The following is a 24,288-nucleotide window of genomic DNA, read 5'->3' as shown; positions in this document are numbered from 1 at the left end:
GCGTTGAAGCCGCTCGCGGACGAACGATAGCGCATGTCCTCGTCCTACGACTGTACGTGCGGTGCGACGCTACGCTACCGGCAGGACATGGAGCGACGACCCGGTGGTCGACGCACGAACTGGGTTTGCGGCGACTGCGGGACGCCCGTACCAGCGGCGACGGCGGAGAAGCTCCGTCACCAGAATCCGTCCTGACCGTTCGGGCATCGGGCGTGCGTCGATCGACGAGGGCGCTCGCGCACGGCGAGCGCGACGACTGCGGCGATGGACGAGGTTATGCACCCGGAGCCGGTTAGGCTACGGTATCTTGTCCACGCGCTCGCTCAACGCCATCGTGACCACCGGATCGATAGATCAGGCGTCGCGTCCGTCGGGGAGGGCGACGCGATGACCGTCGACGACCCGACGCGACTCGACCGACGGCGCGTCCTCGCGGCCGTGGCGTCGGGGGCCGCGGCCTCGATCGCTGGCTGTTCGATGCTCGAAGCGGGCGACGACGGCGACACGGCGGCCGTCGCCGACGATCGCGCTCGGGAACTCGCCGAGCGGTTCGCGCCGGCGATCTACTTCGACCGACGGGAACCCTGGTTCCTGACCGATCCGCGGCCGTTCGAGAGCGAGCGCGACGGCGACACCGTCGTCGACGGGTTCGACGCCCTGAACGGGTACGTCGAGGCCGGTGGCGCGGACGACCCGCCGGAGCCGCGCGTGTTCTTCAACGTCCGCGAGTACGAGGACTCGACGCTCGCGGTCGTCCAGTTCTGGTTGTATTCGGCGTTCGACCAGTTCACGACGAACTTCCACTGGCACGACTGGGAGCTCCTCCAGGCGTTCGTCGACACCGACGGCGACGATCCGCAGTTGTACGTCGCGAGCTCGCACTCGCGGCGCGTCCCGAACAACGAGTACCTCGACCCGGACCCCGAGGGGCGGCCGCGCGTCCTCTCCGAGCTCGGCTCGCACTCGAGCGGGCTGTCGGTGAACGCCGACGAGGACCGGTTCCAGCGGTTCCCGACCGACGACGACGTGGCGGACGTCACGAACAGCATCGTCGAGGGGCTCGCCGAGACCGCCGCCGAGATCCCGCTCGCGTACGGGCTGCCGCGCGACGAGGGCCTGACGCTCCCGTTCGCGGTCCCGGAACTGGACGGCGAACCGGTGTACGAGCACGAGCGGTTGCCGGACGTCGACGCGTCGGACTTCGTCCCGGAGGGCGTGACCGTGCGGTCGTTCGACGCGCTCCGGTCGCCGCCCCCGGACCTGCCGTCGCGCGAGAGCGGCCTGCTGTTCGAGTACGAGGGCCGCGACGACGCGGACGCGGACGTGACGTACGACCTCGTCGACACGAGCGAACTCGAGCACATCGCGGCGTTCGAGGGCCCGCAGTTGAGCTTCGAGTTCGCGATCCCGACGTTCGCGGAGGACGCCATCGCGAGCCACATCACGACGACCGGCGTCCCGTGGGACGACCCGCGGTACGAGAACCCGGCGTCGGACGTCACGGACCCGGCGCATCGGCGCGCGCTCGCCGAGCGCTACGACGTCGTTGGCGAGCCCGCGGCCACGAACCAGGTGATCGCGTTCGTCACGAACGCCGTCACCGCGTCGGAGGCGCCCGACGGCGAGGGGTTGACGACGGAGACGTCGGACGTCGAGTCCGTCGCGCTCTTGCAGAGCGACCCCGTCGCCGTCCCGACGTTCCGCGGCGTCGCGGCCGTCCAGGACGTCCCCGCTGGCGATCACACGCTCGCGGTGAACGGCGCGGGCGTCGCCCCGCACAGCGAACCGGTGACGGCGGACGAGTCGGGGACGACGGTCGCCGGCGTCGACGGCGAGATCCCGCTCGTCGCGCGCGAGAACGCGGTGAAGCTCGACGTCGACGGCCGCGACGCGGACCGCGACCTCGAGGGGGTTGCGGTCGAGGACGACTTCGCCGGTCGCCTCTACGACGCCCCGCTGGAGGAGCGCGACGGACTCTACGTGCACCGGGGTGGTGCGTTCACGACCGAGGTCCGGGACGCGGACGACGAGGTCGGCGCGTTCCGCGTCAATCCCGGCGACGAGGACGCGGTCCGGGTCGAGCACGCGACGACCGGGAAGACGCCGCTCGCGACGTACGTCGCGGACGTCGCCGAGGAGACCCTGGCGCAGGTCGAGGCCGTGGACACCGAGGACGCGGAGGGCCGCGAGAACTCCGTGAAGGGCCTCGCACGAGCGCTCGAGGCCGTCGTCGACGCCGCACGGCGCGCCGCCGAGCGCGCCGAGGCCGGCGACCGCGAGCGAGCGGACAGGCAACTCGAGACCGTCGTCGAGCGCCTCCAGCTCGTAGCCGACCGGCTCGCGGCGGCGAGCGACGCCATCCCGGACGACCTCGGGCTCGCGACCGACAAGCGCCTCCAGCAGGCACGGAACCGGACGGAGCAGGCGAGGGACGCGGAGAAGCTCTGAAACCGGGCTCAGTCGCACGCGACGTACGCGACGAACGCGACGACCGCGAGGGATGGGGCGAGCGCGCCACGGTCGTCAGCCGTCGAGGGTCTCCGCGGCGTTGTCCCGCGGTCGATAGTCGAGGAGACGCATCGCCTCGGTGACGGTGAGGAAGCGCTCGTCGTTCCGGGAGACGGCGTTCACCGTCACCGGCGACTCGGGGAGGTCGACGGTCGCGGCCTTCCGGTGGACGTCCGCGCAGTCGCGTGCGCTCAACCACATCGCTCGCGCGAACCGGTCCCGGCCGGGGTCGACGTCGTCGCCGGTCGCCTCGCGGAGGGCGTTCTCGGTCATGTACCAGCCGATGCGGAGGTTGACGACTTCGAGGTCGTGGCGGTGCGCGTAGTATCGCGTCAGGTTCTCGCAGGCGGCCTTGCTCACGCCGTAGAACGAGTCGGGGGCCGTCGGTGCGTCGCCGGGGACGGTCTCCTGTGCGCCGAGCGTGACGGTCTCGGGGTCGTCGCCGGCGGCGTTGTACGTCCCGACGGCGTGGTTCGAGGACGCGAACACGACCCTGTCGATGCCGTTCTCGACGGCGGCGTCGAGGACGTGCTTGGTGCCCTGGACGTTCGTCTCGGAGACGGTCTCCCAGTCCGCGTCCGGCGAGGACGCGCCGGCGAGGTGGACGACGACGTCGAACGCGCCGAGCTTCTCCGCGACGTCGTCGGGGTCCGTGACGTCCAGACGCGTGGCGTCCATGTCGTCGTGCGCGGAGTGCGTGAACGGTATCACATCGAGCGCGTCCTCCTCGCGGAACGCGTCGAGGAGCACCCGCCCCACGTTGCCGGCGGCGCCGGTGAGTGCGAGTCGCGTCATCGTCCCCACGCCGGACGGCCACGCGGGTAGGGCTGTGGCTGGCAGCCGCCGGTCGGGGTCCCAGATGCAGAGTCCCGGATTCAGAATCCGGAGAGCTCGAAGTCGACGGCGTCGCGGAACGCACCCTGGACGACCTCGGAGAGCGCGGGGTGGACGTGGATCGTCTCGGCGACCGTCTCGGCGTCCGCGCCGGCGGCGACGGCGGTGGAGACCTCGTGCACGAGCATCGACGCGTCGGGGCCGACGACGTGACAGCCGAGTATCTCGCCGTCGTCGCCGACGATGGCCTTCGCGAACCCGCCGCGGTCGTCGACGACCGCGCCGAGCGCGGTGTCGGCGTACGCGCACGTGCCGACCGCGTACCCGTGGTCGGCGCCGCCGTCGCCGTCCTCGCGGTCGGCGCCGTCGCCGCCCTCGTCCTCGTTGCCGTCGGCGCCGCCATCGCCGTCACTGTCTTCGAGCTCGTCCTCGGTCTGGCCGAGGCTCGCGACCTCGGGCGACCCGAAGACGGCGTGGGCCATCCCGGGGTACTCGACGGGTTCGGGGTCGTCGTGGACGACCGCGTTCACGACGTACTCGGCTTCCTTGTCGCCGGAGTGCTTGAACTGGTAGTTCCCCGCGACGTCACCTATCGCGTAGACGCCGTCGGTCGACGTCTCCAGGTACTCGTCGGTCTCGACGTAGCCATCGTCGTCGGTCTCGATGCCGGCCGCGGAGACGTTCCAGAGGTCCGCATTCGGTTTCCGGCCGACCGCGAGCAGGAGTTCGTCGCCGCGCACCGAGAGCTCCTCGCCGCCCTCGGTCTCGGCGTGGACGACGCGCTCCTCGCCGGCGTCGCCTCCGCCGTCCGCCTCGCCGATCTCGGTCGCTCGATAGCCGAGGTGAAGGTCGAACCGCTCGCGGTACGCGTCCGTGAGTCGCTCGGCTATCTCGCGGTCCTCGCGCGAGAGGAGGACGTCGCCGTGGCCGACGATCGTCACGCTCGCGCCCATCTGCCCGAAGAAGTGAGCGAGTTCGACCGCGACGTAGCCGCCGCCGACGACGACGAGGTGGTCGGGGCGATCCGCGAGCCTGAGGGCGTCGTCGCTCGTGAGGAAGTCGGTCTCGCTCGTCCCGTCGATGGCGTCCGGGACGGCCGGCCGGGACCCGCCGGCGAGCACGACGTCGTCGGCGGTGAGTCGCTCGCCGCCGGGGCCGTCCTCGGCGTCGACCTCGACGACGCGCTCGTCGACGAACCGGCCCTCGGTCTGGTAGAACGTCAGGTTCTCGTTCGCTCTCGCCGCTTCCTCCTTCCGCTCGGCCTCTCCGGTGACGGCCGCCGTGACGCCCTCGACGATCGACGCGAAGTCGACGTCCTCCAGGGTCGCGTCGACGTCGAAGCCGCCCGCGGACCGCACGATCTCGACGACGTTCGCGTGATGGATCAGTTGCTTCGAGGGATTGCAGCCGCGGTTGAGGCACGTCCCGCCGAGGGGTCCGCGTTCGACGAGCCCGACGTCGAGTCCGGCGTCGGCCGCGGTCGACGCGACGACGTTCCCGGTGCCGCCGCCCAGGACGAGCAGATCGTGGTCTCGCACGGTCGGACCGTCGTCGCGGCGACGCGTATCGCTTGTGCAGGCTATGCACACGCCGCCTCTACCGGCGCTTCCGGGCGACCGATGGAGGCGGCGCGCTGCGTCGGCCGCGATCGGGGTCTCGGCAAGAGTTTGCCGGGTCGGGGACTATGCGTTTGGTCGCCGAACCACCACCATGAACTGTCCCTCGCCGCTCGCCGTCGACGCGACCGCCGTCACGGGCGTCGCACGCGGTGAAGACGGTGCCTGACGGCTCGTACGCGCCGATCGAGGACTACGGCGTGGTCGGGAACCTGGAGACGTGCGCGCTCGTCGGCCCGGACGGCGCCGTCGACTGGTTCCCGTTCCCGCACGTCGAGTCCCCGAGCATCTTCGCCGGCATCCTCGACGCCGACCGCGGTGGCCGGTTCCGGCTCGCGCCGCGCGGGGCGTTCGAGTCGTCGCAGGCGTACCGCGACCGGACGAACGTCCTCGAGACGACGTTCGAAACGGACGAGGGGGTCGCGACCGTCACCGACTTCCTCCCGCCCGCCGGCCTCGACCACCCGAAGAAGGTCATCTACCGGCGCGTCGCGTGCGCGGACGGGGCGGCGACGTTCGACCTCGAGTTCGAACCGGCGTTCGACTACGCGCGCGCCGACGCCGCGTTCGAGCGGACCGACCGCGGCGTTCGCGCGGCTGGCGGCGAGGAACGCACCGTCCTCGAGGTCCCAGACGACTTCGATCTGGACGTCGACGCCGACGCGGGCCGAGCGACCGGGACGCTCGACGTCGACGCCGGCGACGTCGAGTGGGTGCTGCTGCGGTGCACGGGCGCCGAGACCGCCGCAGCCGACCCCGAGGGCGCGCTCGCGGACACCGTTTCCTTCTGGCGGGACTGGTCGCACGGCTGCGATGGCGCTGCGGAGTGCGCGTTCGCCGGGCCCTGGCACGGCCTCGTCGTCCGCTCCGGGCTCGTCCTCAAGCTCCTCACGCACGCCGAGACGGGCGCCATCGCTGCCGCGCCGACGACGTCGCTCCCGGAGGACGTCGGCGGCGTCAGGAACTGGGACTACCGGTACAACTGGCTGCGCGACGCCGGCTTCACCGTGCAGGCGCTCTCGAACCTCGGGCACGTCGACGCCGCGAGCGACTACGTCCAGTGGTTCGTCGAGCTCTGCCAGGCGAAGCACCCCGCCGACGTCCAGCCGCTGTACGGCCTCCACGGCGAGACGGACCTCGACGAGCACGAACTCGATCACCTCGAGGGCTACCGCGAGTCGCGGCCGGTCCGCGTCGGGAACGGTGCGGCCGACCAGCTCCAGCTCGACGTCTACGGCGAACTCCTCCTCGCCGTCGACGAACTCCACCAGCACGACCACGACCTCTCCGCGGACGAGTGGGACACGGTGCGCGGCATCGTCGAGCACGTCGCGGACGTCTGGGAGACCCCGGACGCCGGCATCTGGGAGGTCCGCGACGGCCCGAAGCAGTTCGTCTACTCGAAGGTCATGTGCTGGGTGGCGCTCGACCGCGGTATCGACCTCGCCGAGTCCGGCGGGTTCGACGCGCCCGTCGACGACTGGCGGACGACGCGCGAGGCGATCCGCGAGACCGTCCTCGGCCGCGGGTACGACGACGACCTCGACGCGTTCGCGCAGACGCTCGACGGGTCGACGGTGGACGCCACCGCCCTCCTCCTTCCCGTCGTCGGCTTCCTGCCGTTCGACGACGACCGCGTCCGCGCGACCGTCCGGACGATAGAGCGGCGACTCGGCGAGAACGACGCGCTCGTCAGCCGGTACGACGGCGACGACGGTCTCCCCGGCGACGAGGGCGCGTTCGTCCTCTGCTCGTGCTGGCTCGTGGACGCGCTCGCGCTCTCCGGCCGCGTCGACGACGCCCGCGAGCGCTTCGAGGCACTCCTCGAACACGTGAACTCGCTCGGCCTCCTCGCCGAGGAACTCGACGAGGAAACTGGCGCGTACCTCGGGAACTACCCGCAGGCGTTCAGTCACGTCGGACTCGTCAACAGCGCGCTCTACCTCGGCTGGGCGAACGGCCGCGACTTCCCGAGCGCACCCCCGATGGCGATCCGACTCGGCGACCCCGTAACCGCCGACCGCTGAAAAAAGCCAGCGCGGACCGTCACCGATCGTCGCGAGCCCCGGCGGGTCGTCGCGGGACTACTCGCTCTCGACCTGCTGCTGGTCGAACTGCTCGCTCGCCTTCGTGACCTCCTCCAGCGCCGTCTCTTCCTCGCGGAGCGTCTCCTCCAGCACGTCCGCCGCCTCGTCGTGCCCGAGCTTCCCCGCGAGCGACGTCAAGCTCCCATACGCCGCGATCTCGAGGTGCTCCGTCTTCTGACCGATCTCCATGTTGTAGCGGTCGAGCACCTCGCCCTCGTTCTCGCCGGAGAACTGCTCGTGCTCCTCGATCATCGCTTTCACGACCATGTCCTCTTTCTCCTGCGGGCTCTCGTCCAGCTGTTCGAATACTTTCTCCAGGCGGTTCACGTGCTCTCGGGTCTCCTCGCGGTGCTTGGAGAACCCCTGCTTCGCGGCGTCGTCGCTCGTCTGCTCCTCGAGCGTCCCGAGCGCGTCGATTAGCTGGTTCTCCGTGTAGTACATCTCCTGCAGGCCTTCGACGAGAAGTTCTTCTGTGGATTCTGTTGTCATCGTGTCCTCGTCGCTACGTTGGAGCAGGGACGGACTCAAGCGAGTGGGTTGCACCTGCAGGCCGTTCGCTCCAGCGAAAACCACCAGCAAGCGTGGCGGACGTCGGTCCCCGCATCCGCTTCCTCGGCGTTTCGAGCGTCTCGTGATCGGATCGGTCTCGCAGTACACGGGCGAAGGCATACGCCGGTCGCACGCGAAGGAAGTGGCCATGCACGACCGGACGTCTTACGAGGTCGTCGTCGTCGGCGGCGGCCCCGCCGGGATGACGACCGCGCTCTACGCGACGCGACTCGGGCACCGGACGGCCGTCGTCGAGGAGCGCGGCGGCCGTCACGCCGCGGTCGACCACGTCCACAACCTCTACGGCGTCTCAGAGGACGTCTCCGGTCGGGAGCTATCGGCGCACGCCGTCGCGCAGTTCGAGGAGTACGGTGGCGACTACTACCCGGACTCGGTGACGGCCATCCACCGCCGCGACGACGCCGACGGCCGCCGCGACGACGCCGACGACCGGAGCGACGACGCCGACGGTCGGTTCGTCGTCACCGGCGGGCACTCGACGCTCGAGGCCGAGCGCGTGGTCCTCGCGACGGGATTCTCGGACCGGGAACCGGCCGTCCCCGACCTCCAGCAGTTCTCTGGGCGCGGCCTCCACTACTGCCTGCACTGCGACGCGTACGTGCTCGGCGACGGCCGCGTGTTCGTCCTCGGGTGCGACGACCACGCGGCGACGGTCGCGATGCTCATGCTGAACTTCACCGCGGACGTCGACCTCCTCCTCGACGGCGACGACCCCGAGTGGAGCGACGACACCGGACGCCAGCTCGCCGCGCATCCCGTCGACCGCGTCGACCGCGAGGTCGTCGGCGCCTACGCCGCCGACCGGGACGCGACCGACGCGAACGCGGTCGGCAGCGACGCGGACGAACGGCGACTCGGCGGCCTCACGTTCGCGGACGGCACCGAGCGTGCGTACCGGGGCGGGTTCGCCGTGTACGGCAAGGAATACAACACGTCGCTCGCGAAGTCCCTCGGTTGCGACCTCGCCGACGACGGCGCGATCGCCGTCGACGACGACCACGAGACGAGCGTCGACGGCGTGTTCGCCGTCGGCGACGTCACGCACGGCCAGAACCAGACCGTAATTGCGATGGGCGACGGTGCCAGGGCCGGGATGGCGCTCCACAAACAGCTCCGCCGCTTCCCGCTCTCGGTAGCGGACGCGGACGACCCCGACGCCGACGACGCGGACGATGCCGACGCCGACGACGCGGACGACTCCGACGACGATGGAAGCGATGACGGTACGACCCACGTCGACGCGTCGGCGGTGCCCGCGGTCGCGGACGACCTCCGCGCGCGGATGCGACTCCTCCGGGACCGCGACGTGCACGCCGGCCTCCGCGGGCCGTCACCGAACCGCTAGCTGGCGAGAAAGCCGTGCGAGGCCGCGCGTAGCGGCACACCACGCGAAACCGCGACCGACATTGGCACAGTCCCTTAGTGCGCTCGCGTCGAACGAGCAGTCGAATGAGTGGCTCTCGACCGCAGCAACGCGAGACCCCGGAACTGGTCGCCGCCGAGTGCGAGGGAGCCCTCGAACTCCAGGTCGACGTCGGCTTGCTCGTCGCGCACGCACCCACGACCGACCCCGAGCGACTCCATTCGTTCGCCGCCCAGGCCGCCGCGGACGCGGTCGACGAACTGGCGTCGGCGACGGACGTCTCCTGGCGGTTCTACCGCGAGGACGCCGTACGCCTCGCCGACCACGACCGACGTCGACCCTCGGAGTTCCTCGACCGCGCCACGGAGCGGATGGTCCAGGGCCCCTACGACGTGGTGGTCGTCGTCACGGACGTCCCGCTCGTCTCGAGCCGAGAGCGATTCGTGCCCGGACTGGCGTCTCCGCTCTCGCGGGTCGCCGTCGTCTCCACGCGACAGCTCCGTCGCGGCTCGCGCGACCGCTCCCAGCGCTCGCTCGACGACCCGGCGGTCCGCTGGAACGGCGCGACGCTCCTCGTCCACCTGCTCGGGCACGTCCTGGGCGCTCGCCATCGCGACGCCGCCGACGGCGTCATGGAGTCGTTCCAGTTCGACCCGGACAGACGAGCCGTCCCGTCGATGGACGCCGACGTCGAAACGCGCCTGCACCGCGTCGCCGACGAGATCCCCGCCACCGAGATCACGCCACGCGGGCCACTCGCCCGGTTCGCGTTCCACGTACGCAGCGTCGTCCGGAACCCCGGCCCGGTCGCGCAGGCGCTCCGCAACAGCCGCGCTCCACTCCTGCCGCTGTCGCTCCCGAAGCTCTCGACGGCCGCGGTCGCCCCGACGCTCGTCATCGTCTTCAGCGCCGAGTCCTGGGACGTCGGCTTCCACATGGGGAACGTCACAGCCGCCCTGTTCGCCGCCGTCAGCATCGTCGTCGCTGCCGTCTACCTCCTGTTCTCCCAGAACCTCTCGTTCCCGCGGAAGCGACACGACCTCGTCACCGAGCACACCGCCCTGGTGAACGTCACCGTCTTCCTCGTCCTCGTCCTCGCGATGCTCGGCCTGTTCGCGCTCGTCTGGGGAATCATGCTCGTCATCGAACTCGTCGTCTTCCCGCCGAACCTGATGTCGAACTGGCCGAGCCTCGAGGAACCGACGGTCGGATTCGTCGACCTCGTCCGCACGGGCGCGTTCATCAGCACCATCGGCGTCCTCTCCGGCGCGCTCGCCGGCGGACTCGAGGACCGCACCATCGTCAGTCACCTCACGCTGTTCCACGACGAACCGTAGTCCGACCGACCCTCACTCGCGTCGTGGCACTGCACTCCACTCTTCGACGGCGAGGACCTGCCGCACGGGCCGACGAAGCGGTGGAAACCAGGGAACGATGCGAGGCGCGCTGCGGTACCCGGCCGTACGCTTTCCCGTTCGCGGCCCCTCCGTCTCGGCGTGGACACCGTCACGCCCGACGAGACGTCCCTCTCGACGCGGAGCGTCGTCAGCGGCGTCGTCGCGGCGGCGTCCTCCGCGGTCCTGGTCGCGCCAGGGCTCGTCGTTCCGGCGTACGGCCGCGTCTTCGCGACCGCCCTCCTCGCGGGGTGCGTGCTCGCGGCAGGTCGCCTCCTGGTCGCGACGACGGTGGCGGCCGTGCGACGCGACCCTCCACCCGTCCCGCCGACGGTGGAGTTGCCGTCCGTCAGCCTCGTCGTCACCGCGTACAACGAGGCGGACGTCCTCGCCGACACGATCGCCGCCTGCACTCGCGTCGACTACCCCGCGGACCGACTGGATGTCGTCGTCGGGTACGAGTCCGCGTCGACGGACGGCACCGCAGCGGTCGCGGAGGCGGCGGCCGACACCCACGAATCGGTGACGGCGGTCGAGCGTCTCGCCGCGCCGGGCGGGAAGGCGAGTGCGACCAACCAGGCGATGACCGCCGCCACCGGCGACGTCGTCGCGGTACTGGACGCCGACCAGCGTCTCGAGTCCGACGCGGTCGCCCGCGCAGTCCGGTGGTTCACCGCCGACGAGTCCGTGTGGTGCGTGAAGGGCCGGTGCCTGGGGACGAACCCCAGTGGGTCGCTCGTCGCGCTCCTCGCCACCGTCGAACGCAACCTCGTCGAGCGGACCGAGTTCGTCGCCCGCGACCGCCTCGGCGGGTTCGCCATCTTCACCGGCGGACAGGCGTTCTTCCGCGCCGCCGCGCTCGACGCCGTCGGGCGTTTCGACGAGTCGATCCTCCTCGAGGACCTCGACATGGCCTATCGCCTCCAGCGCGCCGGCGGCCGCGTCAGGGTCGACCCCGCTATCGTGACGCGGGAACGCAACCCCGTCGGCGTCTCCGCCTGGTGGAACCAGCGCAAGCGCTGGGCTCGCGGCGGCATGCAGGTCGCTCGCCGCTATCTCGGGACGACCCTCCGCTCCGGCCCGCCCGCACTCGGCGCTCGCGTCGACTTCGCTGCTACGCTCGGCGCGCTCCTGGCCGTCCCCCTCTTCGTCCTCGCTACGCCGCTACTGGTACTCGCTCCCTGGCACGGCTACGTGCCTCCGGCGGTCGCTCGCTGGCTCTGGGTAGCCGTGTTCCTCGCACCGATAGCGGCGGCGTACGCGTCCCTCACCATCGACGCCAGGGACGGCCACCATCGGAGCGCCCTCGAGTACTTCGCACCGCCGCTCCTGTGGCCCTACGCCGCCGTGCAGAGCATGGTCATCGTCGTGGCGTTCCTCGACGAGTTCGTCCTCCGACGACCGACGCGCTACGTGACCAGTACGGTCGACGACAGCGAGGACTGACGAGGAGCCGCCTCCCGACGAATCGATGGCCTCGGTACTCATAGGGTTCGTCATCGCGCGGGAGCCACCCCGTGCTCGGCCCGGTGGGGTCGTCATCGGCCACGTGCTGGTTCCCGTCGTCGCGCCTTCAGCGTTGTCGTCTCGCTCGGTTCGGGACGTTTGTGGCGCCGTCGCTCGTCGACGAGTGAGCGAAGAATGGGTCGGGTGGGCGGCGGCACGGACGGTGTTGCGAACGTCTCGACCCTGTCGGGGCGGGACCACGCCCGGTCGGCGTCAGGGCGTGGTGTCGCGGGTGTGTTCTTCCTCGTCGCCGGTCGGGTCGTTCCCGTAGTACAGGGCGAGTGCGCCGATGCCCGCGAGCAGTGCGACGACGAGCGTCCACGTTGCCGAGTACGGCCATACCTCTACGAAGGCCAGGTCCAGCAGGTACAGCGTGCCGAGGATGAAGAATCCTGCGGCGGAGAACCAGCCGAACCAGCCGAAGTCGTGTCGTGCCATGTCCGTCTGGACGTCGGCGGTGGTCGCGAATAGGGCCGCGGCCTGCGAGTGCCTGCTCTCCATGCGAAACTGTGGCACGCGGCGGCGGCGTGGCGTCTCGGGTGGTCGCGAGCCTCGACCGAGGGGCGCCGACTACGGGGTGGCTAGACGCCGTCGTGCATCGCCTGGTTCCGGTCGTCGGCGAGGTTTCGCATGCGGCCGGCGTCGTCGGTGGCGAACTGGCGCTTGCAGCGGTCGGTCCAGGACGGGCCGTCCAGGGGCGACGGCGCGTCGCCGGTCGCTGGCGGGGCGCCGGTGGTCTCGGTGGAGAAGTCGGTCGGCGTGGCAGTCCGAGTGGTCGTGGCGTCGTCGTCGCGCGTGAGTTCGGGTCGTGTGCTCATGTGGGATTCGGGGTGGGTGGTGTGGTGGTCGGGGTGCGGTATCGGGCGGTGGCGCGGTCGCTGGTGGCGGTGCGGGCGAGTGCGAGGTGTACTGCGGTCATCGTGTACCCACAACGGAACCAGTCTATAATAAAAGTTCATGTTGGTGCGCGCGTTGCCTGGACGCCGCGCTCGATAACTGGTGGTCGCCAGCAGCGGCGTGCCCCGCGGTCAGTGTTCGGCGACGGCGCGGACGGGACAGCCGTCGCCGCCCGCGATGGGGAGCGGGTACGCGTGGAGGACGAACGAGTCCGGGAGCGCGGTCAGGTTCGCGAGGTTCTCGACGATGCACTGGTCGGCCGCGAACAGGGCGGCGTGGGCGTCGTACGCGTCCGGTTCCGCGTCGCGCTCGCGGTCGGGGTCGGCGCTCGGCGTCGGATCCGGACTGAAGCCGTCGACGCCGACCGCGCAACCGTGCTCGGCGCACCACGCGGCCGCGTCGCCCGTCAGGTAGGGGTGATCCCGGTAGCGGTCGGTCCCCCAGTGTTCGTCCCAGCCGGTCGCGAACGCGAGCAGGTCCGCCTCCGCCGCGACGTCCGATTCCGGAAGGTCGTCGACCCCGATTGGTTCGCGGGCGTCCTTGTCCGTGCAGTCGACGCGAACCGCGTCGAACCGGAAGTCGTCGACGTCGAGCGCATCCAGACACGGCGCGCCGTCGCGCATGTGGCACGGAGCGTCGACGTGCGTGCCGGCGTGCGTCTGGAGCGTCAGGACGTGCGCGCGAGCGCCGTCCGCGGCGACCGAGGTCGTCTGCTCGATCTCGACGGGCGTCGTGTCCGGGTAGACGGGCATCCCGTCGGCGACTGCGTGCGTGAGGTCCGAGAGCGTCATGCCCGGGACGAGGGCGACAGTGGAGAAAGCGATGGTGGTTCCCGCGGCGGGGTTCCCCTCGATTGCCGCTCCGCAGACCACCCCCGGACGCCGGCCCCTACTCGTCGGCGAACTCGGGGTCGGGGTGGCGGACGATGTGGACGTCGTAGCGTGCGTCGTCCGCCACCGTACCGCCGATGCTGGCGAGCGGCCGCGTCACCTTCCCCGCGTTCTGGCTGCCGACGAACACCACGCTCACCGCCAGTTCGGCGGCTACCTCCTTGATGGTGCGGACGACGATCATCGTCGTGTCAGCCGTGGGTTCGGTGTTCTCGACGAACTCCGCGCGGACCTCGGCGTCCGGCGCGACGTCCCGGATCTCCTGGGTGAGCTTGCGTTCGACGACGCCGACGTCGAACGTGTCCGCGGGGTCCAGCCAGTCGTGGCGGTGCGCGTACCCGGGCTCGTCGGGGATGACGACGAGCGCGAGCAAGTCCTCGTCCGTGAACTCCGCGAACGTCTGGGCGCGCGAGAGCGCGGTCTTCGAGAGGGCAGAGCCGTCGTATGGAACGAGTAGCGTCACGCCCGTACAGAGGCGCGCACCGACCAAGAAGGTATCTCCGGCCAGACAGAACCCCTTCCGGTGCGGACGGGACTCGAACGGCGGCGGACCGTCCTCACTCGGCCTCGACGCGTTCGCGGGCGGCGGCGACGAGCAGCGGGAGCGTGATGGTGGCGTCGGCGTACACGCTCGCGTTCCGCGCGGCCTTCTCCAGTTTCCCCCACGAGCGCGCCTCGTCGAGCGTCGCCCCCGAGAGCCCGCCGGTGTGGGGCGGGTCCATCGTAAGCTGGACGGCGTAATCGTACGCGTCCGGCGAGACGAGCATCGTCTGGAGGACGAAGTTCTTCGGGACGCCGCCGCCGACGACGAACGCGCCCGCCGAGTCGGCGTCGAACGCCAGGTCGGTGAGCGGCGTCATGTCGCCGGTCGCGTCCAGCTGGAAGTCCGTGACCTGCGAGTACATCCACGCCTGCAGCCCCAGCACGGAGTCCTGGACGGCGGGACAGTAGACGGGGACGTCGTGCTCGTAGCACGCCGCGGCGAGCCCCGCGTCCTCGTCGATCCCCTCGCGCTCGTTCACGTCGGCGTTCGCGCGCCCGAGTTCCTCGCAGAGCCGCGCGATGGTGACGGTCTCCTCGATCTCCGGGAACACCTCGTCGCGGAGGTGGCTCTCGAACAGCGCGAAGTGCTCCTGTGGGAGGTAGACGTTGTAGATGCGGTCGACCTCCTCGTCACGCAGTCGCTCGTCGTGCTCGCGCGCACTCATGCCGTCGGCGCCCTCCACGCCGTGGTGGTGCTTCCCGCCGATCGCCTCGATGGCGTCGTGCGTGAGGTTCGCGCCCGTCGTCACGAGCACGTCCACGTACCCGTCGCGGACGAGGTCGGCGACGACCTGACGCATCCCCGTCGGCACCATCGCACCCGCGAGTCCCATGAAGACGCTCGTGTCCTCGTCGCCGAACATCTCCGCGGCGACGTCCGCGGCCTCGTGGACGTCCGCCGCGCCGATGCCCGCGTGCCCGTACTCTTCGACGAGTTCGCCGACGGTCATCCCGCCGCGGACGTCCGCGTGCCCGATCGGGTCGTGGTGGAACGTCTCTCGCTCGGGCTCCGCGTGACCGTGCTCGGCGTCGTGGCCGTCGCCCTCGCCGCTATGGTCCGCGTCGTGGTCGGCACCCTCGTCGTCGTGGTCCTCGGTCATGCTCCCCTGTCCGACGGCCACGCGTTTGAACGACTCGGATTCGGGCCCGCTGGCGCCGTCGGCGACCCCGTTCGTCTAGCAAGAACCGTTATGGCCCGTCACACGCTATCGCCCGAGAGATGACCGATCCGGGGGACTCGGGGGTGCTCGACGCCGTGCTGGACGCGACGAGTGACGGCGTCGCTGTCGTCGACGCGGACGGCCGCGTCGCAGCGGTGAACGACGCCCTCGTCGACCTCGCCGACGCGGACCGCGACGGCGTCGTCGGCGACGACTGGCGGTCGCTGTTCGTCGACCCGCCGACGCTCGACGTCCTGGTCGACGACCCCGATGACAGTGCCGGCGTCGACGAGAGCGAGCCGCCGATCGACGGGAACGAGCACGCGGTCGACGAGAGCGAGCGCGCGGCCGACGGAGACGCGAGGGGCGTCGACGCGATGCTCGCGAACGAAGCGGGCGAACGCCGCCTCACGATCGGGACCGTAGAGGGAACGCCCGCCTCGGTGTCCGGGAGTCGAGCCGGCGACCGCGTGGTGCTCGCCGTCACCGACCGGACCGCGGCCGTGGAGCGCGACCGGTTCGAGCGCATCCTCGAGAGCGTCGACGACGGCATCTACATGCTCGACGCCGACGGCCGCATCGAGTACGTCAACCAGGCCGCGCTCGAAGCGCACGACTTCTCGTACGACCGCTCGGAGGTCCTCGGCAAGTTCGCGACCGCGATCATGTCCGCCGACGACGTCGAGGCCTGCATCGACGTCATCCAGTCGCTGATCGCCGCCGACGACGCGACCAGCGAACAGGTCGCCGTGACGGTGACGGACACGGACGGGACCGCGGTCCCGGCTCAACTCAACCTCTCGCTGCTCCCGCCCGAGGACGGCGAGTACGCGGGCTCCGTCGGCGTGCTCCGGAACGTCGCCGAACGCCGCCGCCGCGACCAGATGCTCCGCGTCCTGAATCGCGTCCTTCGGCACAACCTCCGGAACGACATGAACGTCGTCCTCGGCATGACGCAGTTCGTGGAGGCCGAACACGACGGCGTCGAGGAGTACACGTCCCGCATCCGACGGGTCGCGTCGAATCTCGTCGAACTCGGCGGGAAGGCGAACGTCGTCGAGGAACTCACCGGCCCGAACGCGAGCGCGCCCGAGCCGGCGGACGTCGTCCCCATCGTCGAGCACGCGGTCGACAGCGTGACCGACGCCAGCACCCGGGACTCGGTGACGGTCGACGCGCCGGCGTCCGCGCGGGCGTCGGTCCCGCCGCTGTTCGAGGTCGCGGTGGAGAACGTCGTCGGGAACGCACTCGAGCACGACGACGACCCGCGCGTTCGAGTCGCAGTGGCGGTCGACGAGTCGAGCGTTCGCGTCGCCGTCACCGACGACGGCCCCGGCATCCCGTCCGCCGAACTCGACGCGCTCCGCGCGAACCGGGAGACCCCTCTGGAGCACGCGAGCGGCCTCGGGCTCTGGCTCACGAACTGGATCGTCGACTCCGCGGACGGCGAAGTGACGTACGTCGTCGACGACGGCACGACCGTCGCGATAGAACTCCCCGCCGCGAGCTGACCCGCTGTATTGGGGCCGCTCTACTCGTAGCGCTGGCCGTCGTCGACGCGGTACGTCCCGAGTTCGCCGGAGAGTTCGCGTTCCTCGGACGGCATCGCGACGTCCTCGTCCGCGAACCGCGTCTTCACGGCCTCGGTCACGTCCGAATGTACGCGCTCGAAGTCCACGCGGGCCGGGTCCGGGATCCAGAACCGCCCCTCGAGGACGATCGACGACCCGACGACCTCGGTGACGACGACCGTCGGCGCCGGTCGTTCGTCGATCCCCGGATGCGTGCGGGCTTCCTCGACGACGATCCTCCGCACTGCGTCGAGGTCCGCGTCCTCGCCGACTTCGAACCGCACCGTCACGCGCAGGCGGTCCTTCGCCGCCGGGTTCGTGACGGCGTTGCGCGTCAGCTCGGAGTTCGGGACGACGACGAGTTCGTTGTCGAACGTGTGGACGCGCGTCACGCGGAAGCTGATGTCCTCGATGATGCCCTCGCTGTCGTTCCAGCGGATCCAGTCGCCGATGTTGTACGTCGGGTCGAGGACGATGAACGCGCCGCTGACGAGGTTCCCGAGGACGTCCCTGCTCGCGAACCCGATCGCGATCGTCGCACCGGCCGTGATGGCCTGCGTCGCGGCGAGGAAGCTCGCGAGCCCGGAGACGGTGATGCCCGCGAACGCGGCGAACAGGATGACTCCCGCCCGCAGGAGGTTCACGGCGGGGAGCGCGAACGCCTCGTCGACGTTCGCCGCGTCGAGGAGCCACTGGAGGCCGGGGACGAGGAGGTATCGCCCGGGGAGGTAGATGGCGGCGACGACGACGACGAGGATCGAGGCGTCCAGCGCGAGCGCGAAGAACTCCGCGAAGAGCCGTCTGGCCGCACGCACCTGGAGCATGGTTCACGTGGGGTCGACCACGGCCTTGAGTATGCGCCCGGTATCAGCCGGTTCGGCGGGTGCGCGCCGCCGCCATCGGCCGACACCACCGGCCGACGCCGTCGGTCGTCGACGGGCGAGCGTCGGGGAAACCTACACGGGTCTGGGCGGCGAGTACCTATGCGATGACGCTCGGGAAGACGGACGCAGACGTGCTCGCATACGAGCTCGCGCGGACGGACTTCGACGCCGTGGAGCGGAAGGGCTTGCGGGCGGCGTGGTCCGCGGACGGGACGACGGTGACGGTGTCCGAGCTCGACGGGAGCGACGACTTCGAGTACGACGGCGAGGACCTCGTGCGTGCGACGAGCGACCGCGAGGTCTCGCACGCGCGGAACGAACCTGAGGTGTAGGGCGGCGACGCGATTCCGTTCGGTGCGACCCGATCTAGAGGCCGGTGGGGACGTCGAAGACCGTCGTCTCCAGGTCCTCGTCCCACTCGGTCTCGATCCAGTCCCGGAGGTTCCGGACGCCGAACGTCTCGGTGGCGTAGTGGCCGGCGACGACGACGGTGAGGTCGGCTTCGCGGGCCTCGTGGTACGTCTTCTGCTTCACTTCGCCGGTGACGAGCGCGTCGACGTCCGCCGCTGCGGCCTCGTCGACGTAGTCGCTCCCGTCGCCGGTGACGACCGCGACGTCCCGGAGGCGGTCGGGGCCGTGGTCGAGGACCTGGACGGGTTCGCCGCCCGTAGACAGCGAGGGTTCGAGCGCGTCGACGAGCGCGTCCGCGGACGTCGATTCGGGGAGGCGGCCGCGCGTGCCGGCGTACTCGGGGCCGACGGCGCCGAAGGGCTCGCGTGATTCGAGCCCGAGGACGTCCGCGACGCCCGCGGCGTTCCCGAGTTCCTGGTGTCCGTCGAGTGGGAGGTGCGAGACGTAGAGCGCGACGTCGTTCCGGACGAGAGGCGCGACCCGGTTGTACGCACGACCGGTCACGCGCTCGATGCCGCCCCAGGAGACGCCGTGATGCACCACCATCGCGTCCGCGCCCCAATCTGTCGCCATGTCGATGGTCTGCCGGACGCCGTCCGTGCAGAACGCGACGGACTCGACCTCCCCGGAGTCCGGGCCGACCTGGAGCCCGTTCGCGCTCGCGTCCAAATCGGCGTACGCTGCCGTCCGCAGCTCCTCGTCGAGTCGCTCGCAGAACGCTGACAGTCGCATACCAGACCCTGGCATCGCGGGCGCCTTCAGACCGCCGGTTCCAGCGACCGCGCCACCGTCGATCGCGTCGTGGTCGAGTTGGTCGCGCTATCCGCCCGAGACGGGCGGGAACAGCGCGAGTTCGTCGCCCTCGACGACTGGTTCGTCGAGGCCGTCGCCGGCGTCGAAGACGTTCTCGCCGTTCTTCAGGACGTTCACGTCCGGGACGACGTCGCCGTCGGCGTCGAGCACGCGCTCGCGGAGTGCGTCGCGGTCCGCGAGCAGCGCCTCGAGCGCGTCCTCCACGGTGGCGGCGTCCTCGACGGCGACGGTCTCCTCGCCGGCGCGCTCGCGGAGGTCGGCGAACAGCTTCCAGTGCACGCTCGCCACTCGGGCGCGGGCGAGTAAAGCGATTGCGGACGTTCCGAACCGACGAGAAGCGACTGCGCGGAACCGGCGCCGTCAGTCGTCGCCGTCGGGCGAGGCGGCGGGTTCGGTCACCTGGACGGGCGTCGCCGCCGCCTCGAACGCGCGGAACGCGTCCGGGCGGGCGACGACGTACAGCGTCGACCCGACCTCGATCGGCGTGTCGCTCTCGGGGATCGGGGCGACGCCGCGGTCGGGCCGTCGGATCGCGGCGACGGTGACGTCGAGCGCGCCGACGGTCGCGCCCTGGAGCGGGCTGTTCGCGTCGACGACGACCGCACCCATCGTCTCGTCGGCGGCGCGCAGGAGCGCGGCGAACTCGCGGTCGACGCTCGGCTCGGTCGGCATCGTCACGAGTCGGTACGCGACGTCGTCCGCGAGCGCGGCGGCGTCGGGCTCGTCGAGCGCGAGCGTCACCACGTCGTCGACGGCCGCACGCACCTCGGCGGTCGCGACGCGCTCGGGCTCGCCGTCCGCGCCGCCCGCCCACACCTGCACGAGGTCCCCGGCGCTCGCCGCGTTCGCCGGGTCGGCCTGTACCGCGACCGCCGCCGCACCCGGCGCGAGCGTCGGCCCGATGCCGGCCTCGCGCGCACCGACGCCGAGGTACGTCACGTCGCCCTCGGCGGTCACCTCGACGTCCACGTGCCCGACGCCGTAGTCGGTCTCGAGACGCGCACGGATGCGGTCGCCGAGCTCCCCGACCGTGACGCGCCGCGGGAACACGAACCGCTCCCCGGCGAACTCGGCCTTCTTCGCCTCCGGGACGGGATCGTAGCCGTCGATGTCGTCGATCGAGTCCGGGAGCGTCACCGTGACGGCGCGCCCGCCGGCACGAACCATCTGCGCGAGCTCGCGGTCGAACCGCGGCGTCGACCCGTTCCGGAACGCGCGCTCGGCGCTCCGGTCGCCGACGCGCCGCGCGACGTCCGCGACGATCGCGCTCGCGGTGAACGTCGTCACCGTCCGCAGCGCCTCCCACTGGTCGAACTCGCCGGTCCCGCCGTCGACGATGAACTGCTTGAGCGTCTGCTCGGTGTTCAGGACGAGCGCGACCGCGGTCACGCCGAGCAGGAGCGCGATGCCCTCGGGGATGCGCTCGCGACCCCACCACCGGTAGAGGACGGCGGCGAGGAGGCTCACGCCGCCGGCGAGCGCCGCGAGCGACGCGACGCGGACGGCGACCGCGAGCAGCGAGTGCGAGCTCACGCCGCCGCCTCCACGAACGCAGCGAGCGCGTCCGGTCGTCCGACGACGAACAGTTCGTCGCCCGCGGACAGCGCGACGGACCCGGTCGGCGAGAACGCCCACCGGCGGTCGCTCGAACCGTCCTTCGGGGTCGCGCCGCCGCTCGTGCCCGACTCGCGGACCGCGAGGACGGCGACGCCGTACGCGTCGCGGACGCCCGCCTCGCCGATGGTCGTCCCGTCGAGCGCGCCGTCGGCGCGGACGGTGACGCGCCGGAACCGGTTCCCCGCCCGCCGCAGCAGCGAGACGAGTTCGTACTCGCGGTGCGTGCCCCGCGAGGTCACGTGGACGCGCGCTCGACTCGCCCGGAGGAGGGCCGCGGCGTCCGCGCGGTCGACGGCGAGCGTCACGCGGCCCTCGCCGCCGTCCGTCGTCGGCGCCGTCGGCGTCGCCACGGATGCCTCCGCCGCGTCCGCCCCGCCGTCGGTCAGCACGTCCTCCTCGACTGGGGCGAGCGACGCTCGCGGCTCGGGCGGATCGTCACCGGTCGTTCGCGCCGAGACTACGGTCCCCGTCACCGGCCCCGTCGACGTCTGCGCGATCACGGTGTCGCCCCGCGCCACGCCGGTCGGGAGGAGCGCCGCAACCGACACCGCGCGCTTGCCCTTCGGGACCGTCCGCGAAAGGCCGCCCGTCGGCGGCGCCGCCGCGACCGTCGCCCGACCCCGGGAGTCGACGGTGACCGACGCGTCCGCGAGGTCGAACTCGGTCTTCAGTCGCTCCGCGAGCCGCAATTCGAGCTCGGAGAGCGGGAGGTCGCCGGGGAACGACCACGTCGACTCGGCGATCCGCGACCGGAGGTCCGCGGGCAGCGGCGGGTAGCCCTCGACGTCCCCGACCGTATCCGTCACCGTCACGGTGACGCCACCGAAGACGTCGAGCGCCTCCCCGGAGAGCGTGCGCTCGCGGAGTCGCCGGAGCGAGAAGCGCTTCGGGAGCGTCACGCCGAGCCTGTCCCCTTGACTGTGCGCGTACAGCGACAGCATCATCACCACGACCGCGGCCGTCACCACGCGCGGCGAGCTCGCGACCGCCGGGTCGAGCAAGCCCATGAGGCCGCCGTTGATGCCCGCGATCGCGACCGAGAGGACGACGACCCCGAGCCCGGGCAGCGTCACGCCCGTGAAGTACTTGAACGCGAACCCGAGCGCACCGGAGACGAACGCCGGAACGATGCCGGTGAGGAGGCCGAGGTAGACGCCGAAGAGGAACTCGACCGGTAACGAAGCCATACCCCGTTCGCACGGAGTCGTCACTGAAATCGTTGTCGACGCACCACGACGCAGTTGGGTTGACGCGTCGAATCCCGGAGACCCGACGAGGACGAGACCCGACGAGGACGAGACCCGACGAGGACGAGACCCGACGGGGACGGGACCCGACGGGATTAAGTCGACCGGGCGACCACGCGGGGGCATGGACTGGCGGTTCCGTCCGACCGGCGTCGGGGCGACGGCCGCGCTCGTCAGCGCGGTCGCCGTCCTCTCGATCGCCACCGGACTCGTGAACATCACGACGCCGACCGCCGGCCCGCTCGCCGCGTACGTCCCCGGCGGCGTCCAGCAGGCCGCTGGCTTCTCGGGCACCCTCACGGGGTTCGTGCTCCTCGTCACCGCCGCGTCGATGCGGCGCGCGCTCTACGTCTCGTGGCTTTCCGCGGTCGTCCTCCTCCCGGTCACGGCCGCGCAGGGCCTCGTGCAGTCGAGCGCGTACTCCATCCCGCTCGTCGCGCTCTCGGTCGTCGCGACCGTCGTCTGCTGGTGGAATCGCGCGCGCTTCGATCGCGATGTCTCGCTTTCGACCTCCCAGATCGCTGCGGGGCTCGCGCTCGTCGGCGCGCAGATCTACGGCACCGTCGGGACGTGGGCGCTCCGCGAGGAGTTCCCGCGCGTCGAGACGCTCGCGGACGCGTTCTACTTCACCGTCGTCACCGCCAGCACCGTCGGGTACGGCGACATCACGCCCGATTCGACGATCGGCGAACTGTTCGCGCTGTCGGTGCTCGCCGTCGGCGTCACCAGCTTCACCGCCGCACTCGGCGCGCTGTTCGCGCCGCTGCTCGAAGCTCGCTTCGCGACCGCACTCGGACGCATGAACGACTCAGAACTGGAACTCCTCGAGGACCACGTCGTCGTCCTCGGGTACGGCGACCTGACCGAACCGATACTGACCGAACTCGCGGACCTGGACGTCGACTTCGTCGTCGTCGCGAAACCCGACAACGAGTCGATCGCCGAACTGAAGGAACGAGCGGTCCCGCTCGTCGTCGCGGACCCGAGCGACGAGGAGCCGCTGCATCGCGTGCACCTCGACCGGGCGCGTGCCGTGGTCGCGGCGACGAACAACGACGCGAACGACGCGCTCTCGATCCTGACCGCGCGCGAACTCCGGCCGGACGCGAACATCGTCGCGGCCGCGACGGACCGCGAGAACGTCGACAAGCTGAAGCGAGCGGGCGCGAACACCGTCATCAGTCCCGCACAGATCGGCGGGCACCTCCTCGTCGAGTCCGCACTCGGGAGCACGGACTCCGAGCGCATCGCCGACCGGCTCGTCGACGGCCACCTCGCGTCGCCGAGCGACGACGCAGCGAACTGACCGCGCCCGACCGACCGGCGACCCGTCGACGGCCGTCCGTGACGGAGCGTGCGAGCGCTCGATGGCGGCCGTCGTCAGTGACGGCAGGCCCGGGAAGCGAGGGGGGCGGCGGCCTGCGACGGTGCGATCGCTCGTCGAGGACTCGATATAGCGTACAGGCAGTCAGGGGCGAGGTCCGCGGGTCGACTGCGCTCCCGCCGTGGCCGCGCGGACGACGACGCGTCAGGGCACGCCGCAGTTCGCCCCGGCTTCTGGCTTAAACCTGCGTCGTGGCGTCGAGCGTGATCTGGATGGCGCGCTCGACGTTGTTCTTCGCTTTCTCGGGGAGTTCGTCGTCGTCGGTCGCGCCCTTCTGGGTGCCCTCGACGAGGTTCCCGTCGACCGTGCAGATGGCGCCAGCGCGGAGGCCTTTGCGGCGCGCGAGCGTGAACAGCGTCGCCGCCTCCATCTCGACGGCGAGGATGCCGGCGTCCTCCCAGTCCTCGACGTACTCGTCGGTCTCGGCGTAGAACGCGTCGTCGCTCGCGATCGCGCCGACGTGCACGTCTTCGTCGTTCGCTTCGGCGCCGTCGACGAGCGCGGAGAGAACGTCGTAGTCGGGGACGGCGGGGTACTCGACGGCCTCGTAGCGCTTGCTCGTCCCCTCGTTCTTCGCGGCGGCGGTCGCGACGACCATGTCGCCGATCTCGATGCCTTCCTGGAGCGCGCCCGTGGTCCCACAGCGGACGAACGTCTCCACGCCCACGGCAGCAAGTTCCTCCACGGCGATCGCGGCGCTCGGGCACCCGATTCCGGTCGAACAGATCGTGAGATCCCGACCTTCGTACGTCGCATTCACGACCTTGTACTCGCGATTCTCCGCAACGACCTCGCTGTCGTCACACAGCCCCGCGATCCGATCGACGCGCCCGGGGTCACCCGGAACGATCGCGACCTCGTTAACGTCTCCCTCCTCGACCAACAGATGCGGTTGCTTGGCCATACCGCCGCATTCGAGAGTCGACGCCAAAAACGACGCGTTCCTCCACCACCTTTTTCACTACCACCTTTTTCACTACCACCTTTTTCCTG

The 24,288-nt window shown here is 70.9% G+C and carries 22 protein-coding genes; 8 read left to right on the top strand and 14 right to left on the bottom strand.

Features of this window, described 5'->3' with window-relative positions:
* Positions 1-387 precede the first annotated feature (387 nt).
* A complete protein-coding gene (locus G9C85_RS05880; protein ID WP_166037831.1) occupies positions 388-2,448 on the top strand; it encodes a hypothetical protein in 2,061 nt (686 codons plus the stop codon).
* A gap of 75 nt (positions 2,449-2,523) precedes the next feature.
* Here G9C85_RS05880 and G9C85_RS05875 read toward each other — a convergent pair whose 3' ends face one another.
* Entirely contained in the window at positions 2,524-3,303 is a 780-nt protein-coding gene (locus G9C85_RS05875) for an NAD(P)-dependent oxidoreductase (RefSeq protein WP_166037829.1), read from the bottom strand.
* An 80-nt stretch (positions 3,304-3,383) separates the two neighbouring features.
* Positions 3,384-4,880: an FAD-dependent oxidoreductase gene (locus tag G9C85_RS05870; RefSeq protein WP_166037827.1), complete on the bottom strand. Its 1,497-nt coding sequence runs from the start codon at positions 4,878-4,880 to the stop codon at positions 3,384-3,386.
* Positions 4,881-5,119: 239 nt separating this feature from the next.
* Between G9C85_RS05870 and G9C85_RS05865 the strand changes: the two genes are divergently transcribed.
* Positions 5,120-6,985 carry a glycoside hydrolase family 15 protein gene (locus G9C85_RS05865; protein WP_166037825.1) on the top strand — a complete coding sequence of 622 codons (1,866 nt, stop codon included), beginning with the start codon at positions 5,120-5,122 and terminating at the stop codon, positions 6,983-6,985.
* 57 nt (positions 6,986-7,042) lie between these two features.
* Here the strand turns inward: G9C85_RS05865 and G9C85_RS05860 are convergent, their stop codons facing one another.
* Positions 7,043-7,534 carry a ferritin-like domain-containing protein gene (locus G9C85_RS05860; protein WP_166037823.1) on the bottom strand — a complete coding sequence of 164 codons (492 nt, stop codon included), beginning with the start codon at positions 7,532-7,534 and terminating at the stop codon, positions 7,043-7,045.
* A gap of 208 nt (positions 7,535-7,742) precedes the next feature.
* Between G9C85_RS05860 and G9C85_RS05855 the strand changes: the two genes are divergently transcribed.
* The 3 genes from G9C85_RS05855 to G9C85_RS05845 all read left to right on the top strand — a co-directional run bounded on the left by G9C85_RS05855 (position 7,743) and on the right by G9C85_RS05845 (position 11,818).
* Entirely contained in the window at positions 7,743-8,960 is a 1,218-nt protein-coding gene (locus G9C85_RS05855) for an NAD(P)/FAD-dependent oxidoreductase (protein WP_166037822.1), read from the top strand.
* Between the two features lie 104 nt (positions 8,961-9,064).
* Entirely contained in the window at positions 9,065-10,315 is a 1,251-nt protein-coding gene (locus tag G9C85_RS05850) for a hypothetical protein (protein ID WP_166037819.1), read from the top strand.
* A gap of 159 nt (positions 10,316-10,474) precedes the next feature.
* A complete protein-coding gene (locus G9C85_RS05845) occupies positions 10,475-11,818 on the top strand; it encodes a glycosyltransferase family 2 protein (RefSeq protein WP_166037817.1) in 1,344 nt (447 codons plus the stop codon).
* Positions 11,819-12,091: 273 nt separating this feature from the next.
* On the opposite strand, the gene G9C85_RS05840 is transcribed toward G9C85_RS05845, so the two are convergent.
* From G9C85_RS05840 to G9C85_RS05820, 5 genes are all read right to left on the bottom strand, one after another.
* Complete coding sequence (locus tag G9C85_RS05840) at positions 12,092-12,379, bottom strand: hypothetical protein (RefSeq protein ID WP_166037816.1); 288 nt, start codon at positions 12,377-12,379, stop codon at positions 12,092-12,094.
* Positions 12,380-12,459: 80 nt separating this feature from the next.
* Entirely contained in the window at positions 12,460-12,696 is a 237-nt protein-coding gene (locus tag G9C85_RS05835) for a hypothetical protein (RefSeq protein ID WP_166037814.1), read from the bottom strand.
* A 210-nt stretch (positions 12,697-12,906) separates the two neighbouring features.
* Positions 12,907-13,566 (bottom strand): cyclase family protein, encoded by a 660-nt coding sequence (locus G9C85_RS05830; RefSeq protein WP_166037812.1) that lies wholly within the window; start codon positions 13,564-13,566, stop codon positions 12,907-12,909.
* 97 nt (positions 13,567-13,663) lie between these two features.
* Complete coding sequence (locus tag G9C85_RS05825) at positions 13,664-14,128, bottom strand: universal stress protein (protein ID WP_166037810.1); 465 nt, start codon at positions 14,126-14,128, stop codon at positions 13,664-13,666.
* Positions 14,129-14,222: 94 nt separating this feature from the next.
* A complete protein-coding gene (locus tag G9C85_RS05820; RefSeq protein ID WP_166037808.1) occupies positions 14,223-15,308 on the bottom strand; it encodes a deoxyhypusine synthase in 1,086 nt (361 codons plus the stop codon).
* 119 nt (positions 15,309-15,427) lie between these two features.
* Here G9C85_RS05820 and G9C85_RS05815 point away from each other — a divergent pair, with 119 nt between their 5' ends.
* Complete coding sequence (locus G9C85_RS05815; protein ID WP_166037806.1) at positions 15,428-16,879, top strand: PAS domain S-box protein; 1,452 nt, start codon at positions 15,428-15,430, stop codon at positions 16,877-16,879.
* A gap of 20 nt (positions 16,880-16,899) precedes the next feature.
* Here G9C85_RS05815 and G9C85_RS05810 read toward each other — a convergent pair whose 3' ends face one another.
* Complete coding sequence (locus tag G9C85_RS05810; RefSeq protein ID WP_166037804.1) at positions 16,900-17,763, bottom strand: mechanosensitive ion channel family protein; 864 nt, start codon at positions 17,761-17,763, stop codon at positions 16,900-16,902.
* 164 nt (positions 17,764-17,927) lie between these two features.
* On the opposite strand from G9C85_RS05810, the gene G9C85_RS05805 reads away from it, so the two are divergent.
* Positions 17,928-18,155, top strand: coding sequence for a hypothetical protein (locus tag G9C85_RS05805; RefSeq protein ID WP_166037802.1), 228 nt, complete (start codon positions 17,928-17,930; stop codon positions 18,153-18,155).
* Positions 18,156-18,189: 34 nt separating this feature from the next.
* Here the strand turns inward: G9C85_RS05805 and G9C85_RS05800 are convergent, their stop codons facing one another.
* The 4 genes from G9C85_RS05800 to G9C85_RS05785 all read right to left on the bottom strand — a co-directional run bounded on the left by G9C85_RS05800 (position 18,190) and on the right by G9C85_RS05785 (position 21,851).
* Complete coding sequence (locus G9C85_RS05800; protein ID WP_166037800.1) at positions 18,190-18,966, bottom strand: Nif3-like dinuclear metal center hexameric protein; 777 nt, start codon at positions 18,964-18,966, stop codon at positions 18,190-18,192.
* An 87-nt stretch (positions 18,967-19,053) separates the two neighbouring features.
* Entirely contained in the window at positions 19,054-19,326 is a 273-nt protein-coding gene (locus tag G9C85_RS05795; protein ID WP_166037798.1) for a ubiquitin-like small modifier protein 1, read from the bottom strand.
* Positions 19,327-19,407: 81 nt separating this feature from the next.
* Positions 19,408-20,580: a TrkA C-terminal domain-containing protein gene (locus G9C85_RS05790; protein ID WP_166037797.1), complete on the bottom strand. Its 1,173-nt coding sequence runs from the start codon at positions 20,578-20,580 to the stop codon at positions 19,408-19,410.
* On the bottom strand, positions 20,577-21,851 hold the full coding sequence (locus tag G9C85_RS05785; RefSeq protein WP_166037795.1) for a potassium channel family protein: 1,275 nt from the start codon (positions 21,849-21,851) through the stop codon (positions 20,577-20,579). The genes G9C85_RS05790 and G9C85_RS05785 overlap by 4 nt, the downstream gene beginning before the upstream one ends.
* Before the next feature lie 184 nt (positions 21,852-22,035).
* Here G9C85_RS05785 and G9C85_RS05780 point away from each other — a divergent pair, with 184 nt between their 5' ends.
* Positions 22,036-23,217 carry an NAD-binding protein gene (locus G9C85_RS05780; protein WP_166037793.1) on the top strand — a complete coding sequence of 394 codons (1,182 nt, stop codon included), beginning with the start codon at positions 22,036-22,038 and terminating at the stop codon, positions 23,215-23,217.
* Between the two features lie 256 nt (positions 23,218-23,473).
* On the opposite strand, the gene G9C85_RS05775 is transcribed toward G9C85_RS05780, so the two are convergent.
* A complete protein-coding gene (locus tag G9C85_RS05775; RefSeq protein ID WP_166037791.1) occupies positions 23,474-24,199 on the bottom strand; it encodes a nucleoside phosphorylase in 726 nt (241 codons plus the stop codon).
* Positions 24,200-24,288 lie beyond the last annotated feature (89 nt).

Source organism: Halorubellus sp. JP-L1 (assembly GCF_011440375.1).
Classification (GTDB): domain Archaea; phylum Halobacteriota; class Halobacteria; order Halobacteriales; family Natrialbaceae; genus Halorubellus.
The sequence above is the reverse complement of the archived record's forward strand: the minus strand, read 5'-3'. Positions and strand labels throughout refer to the sequence as shown.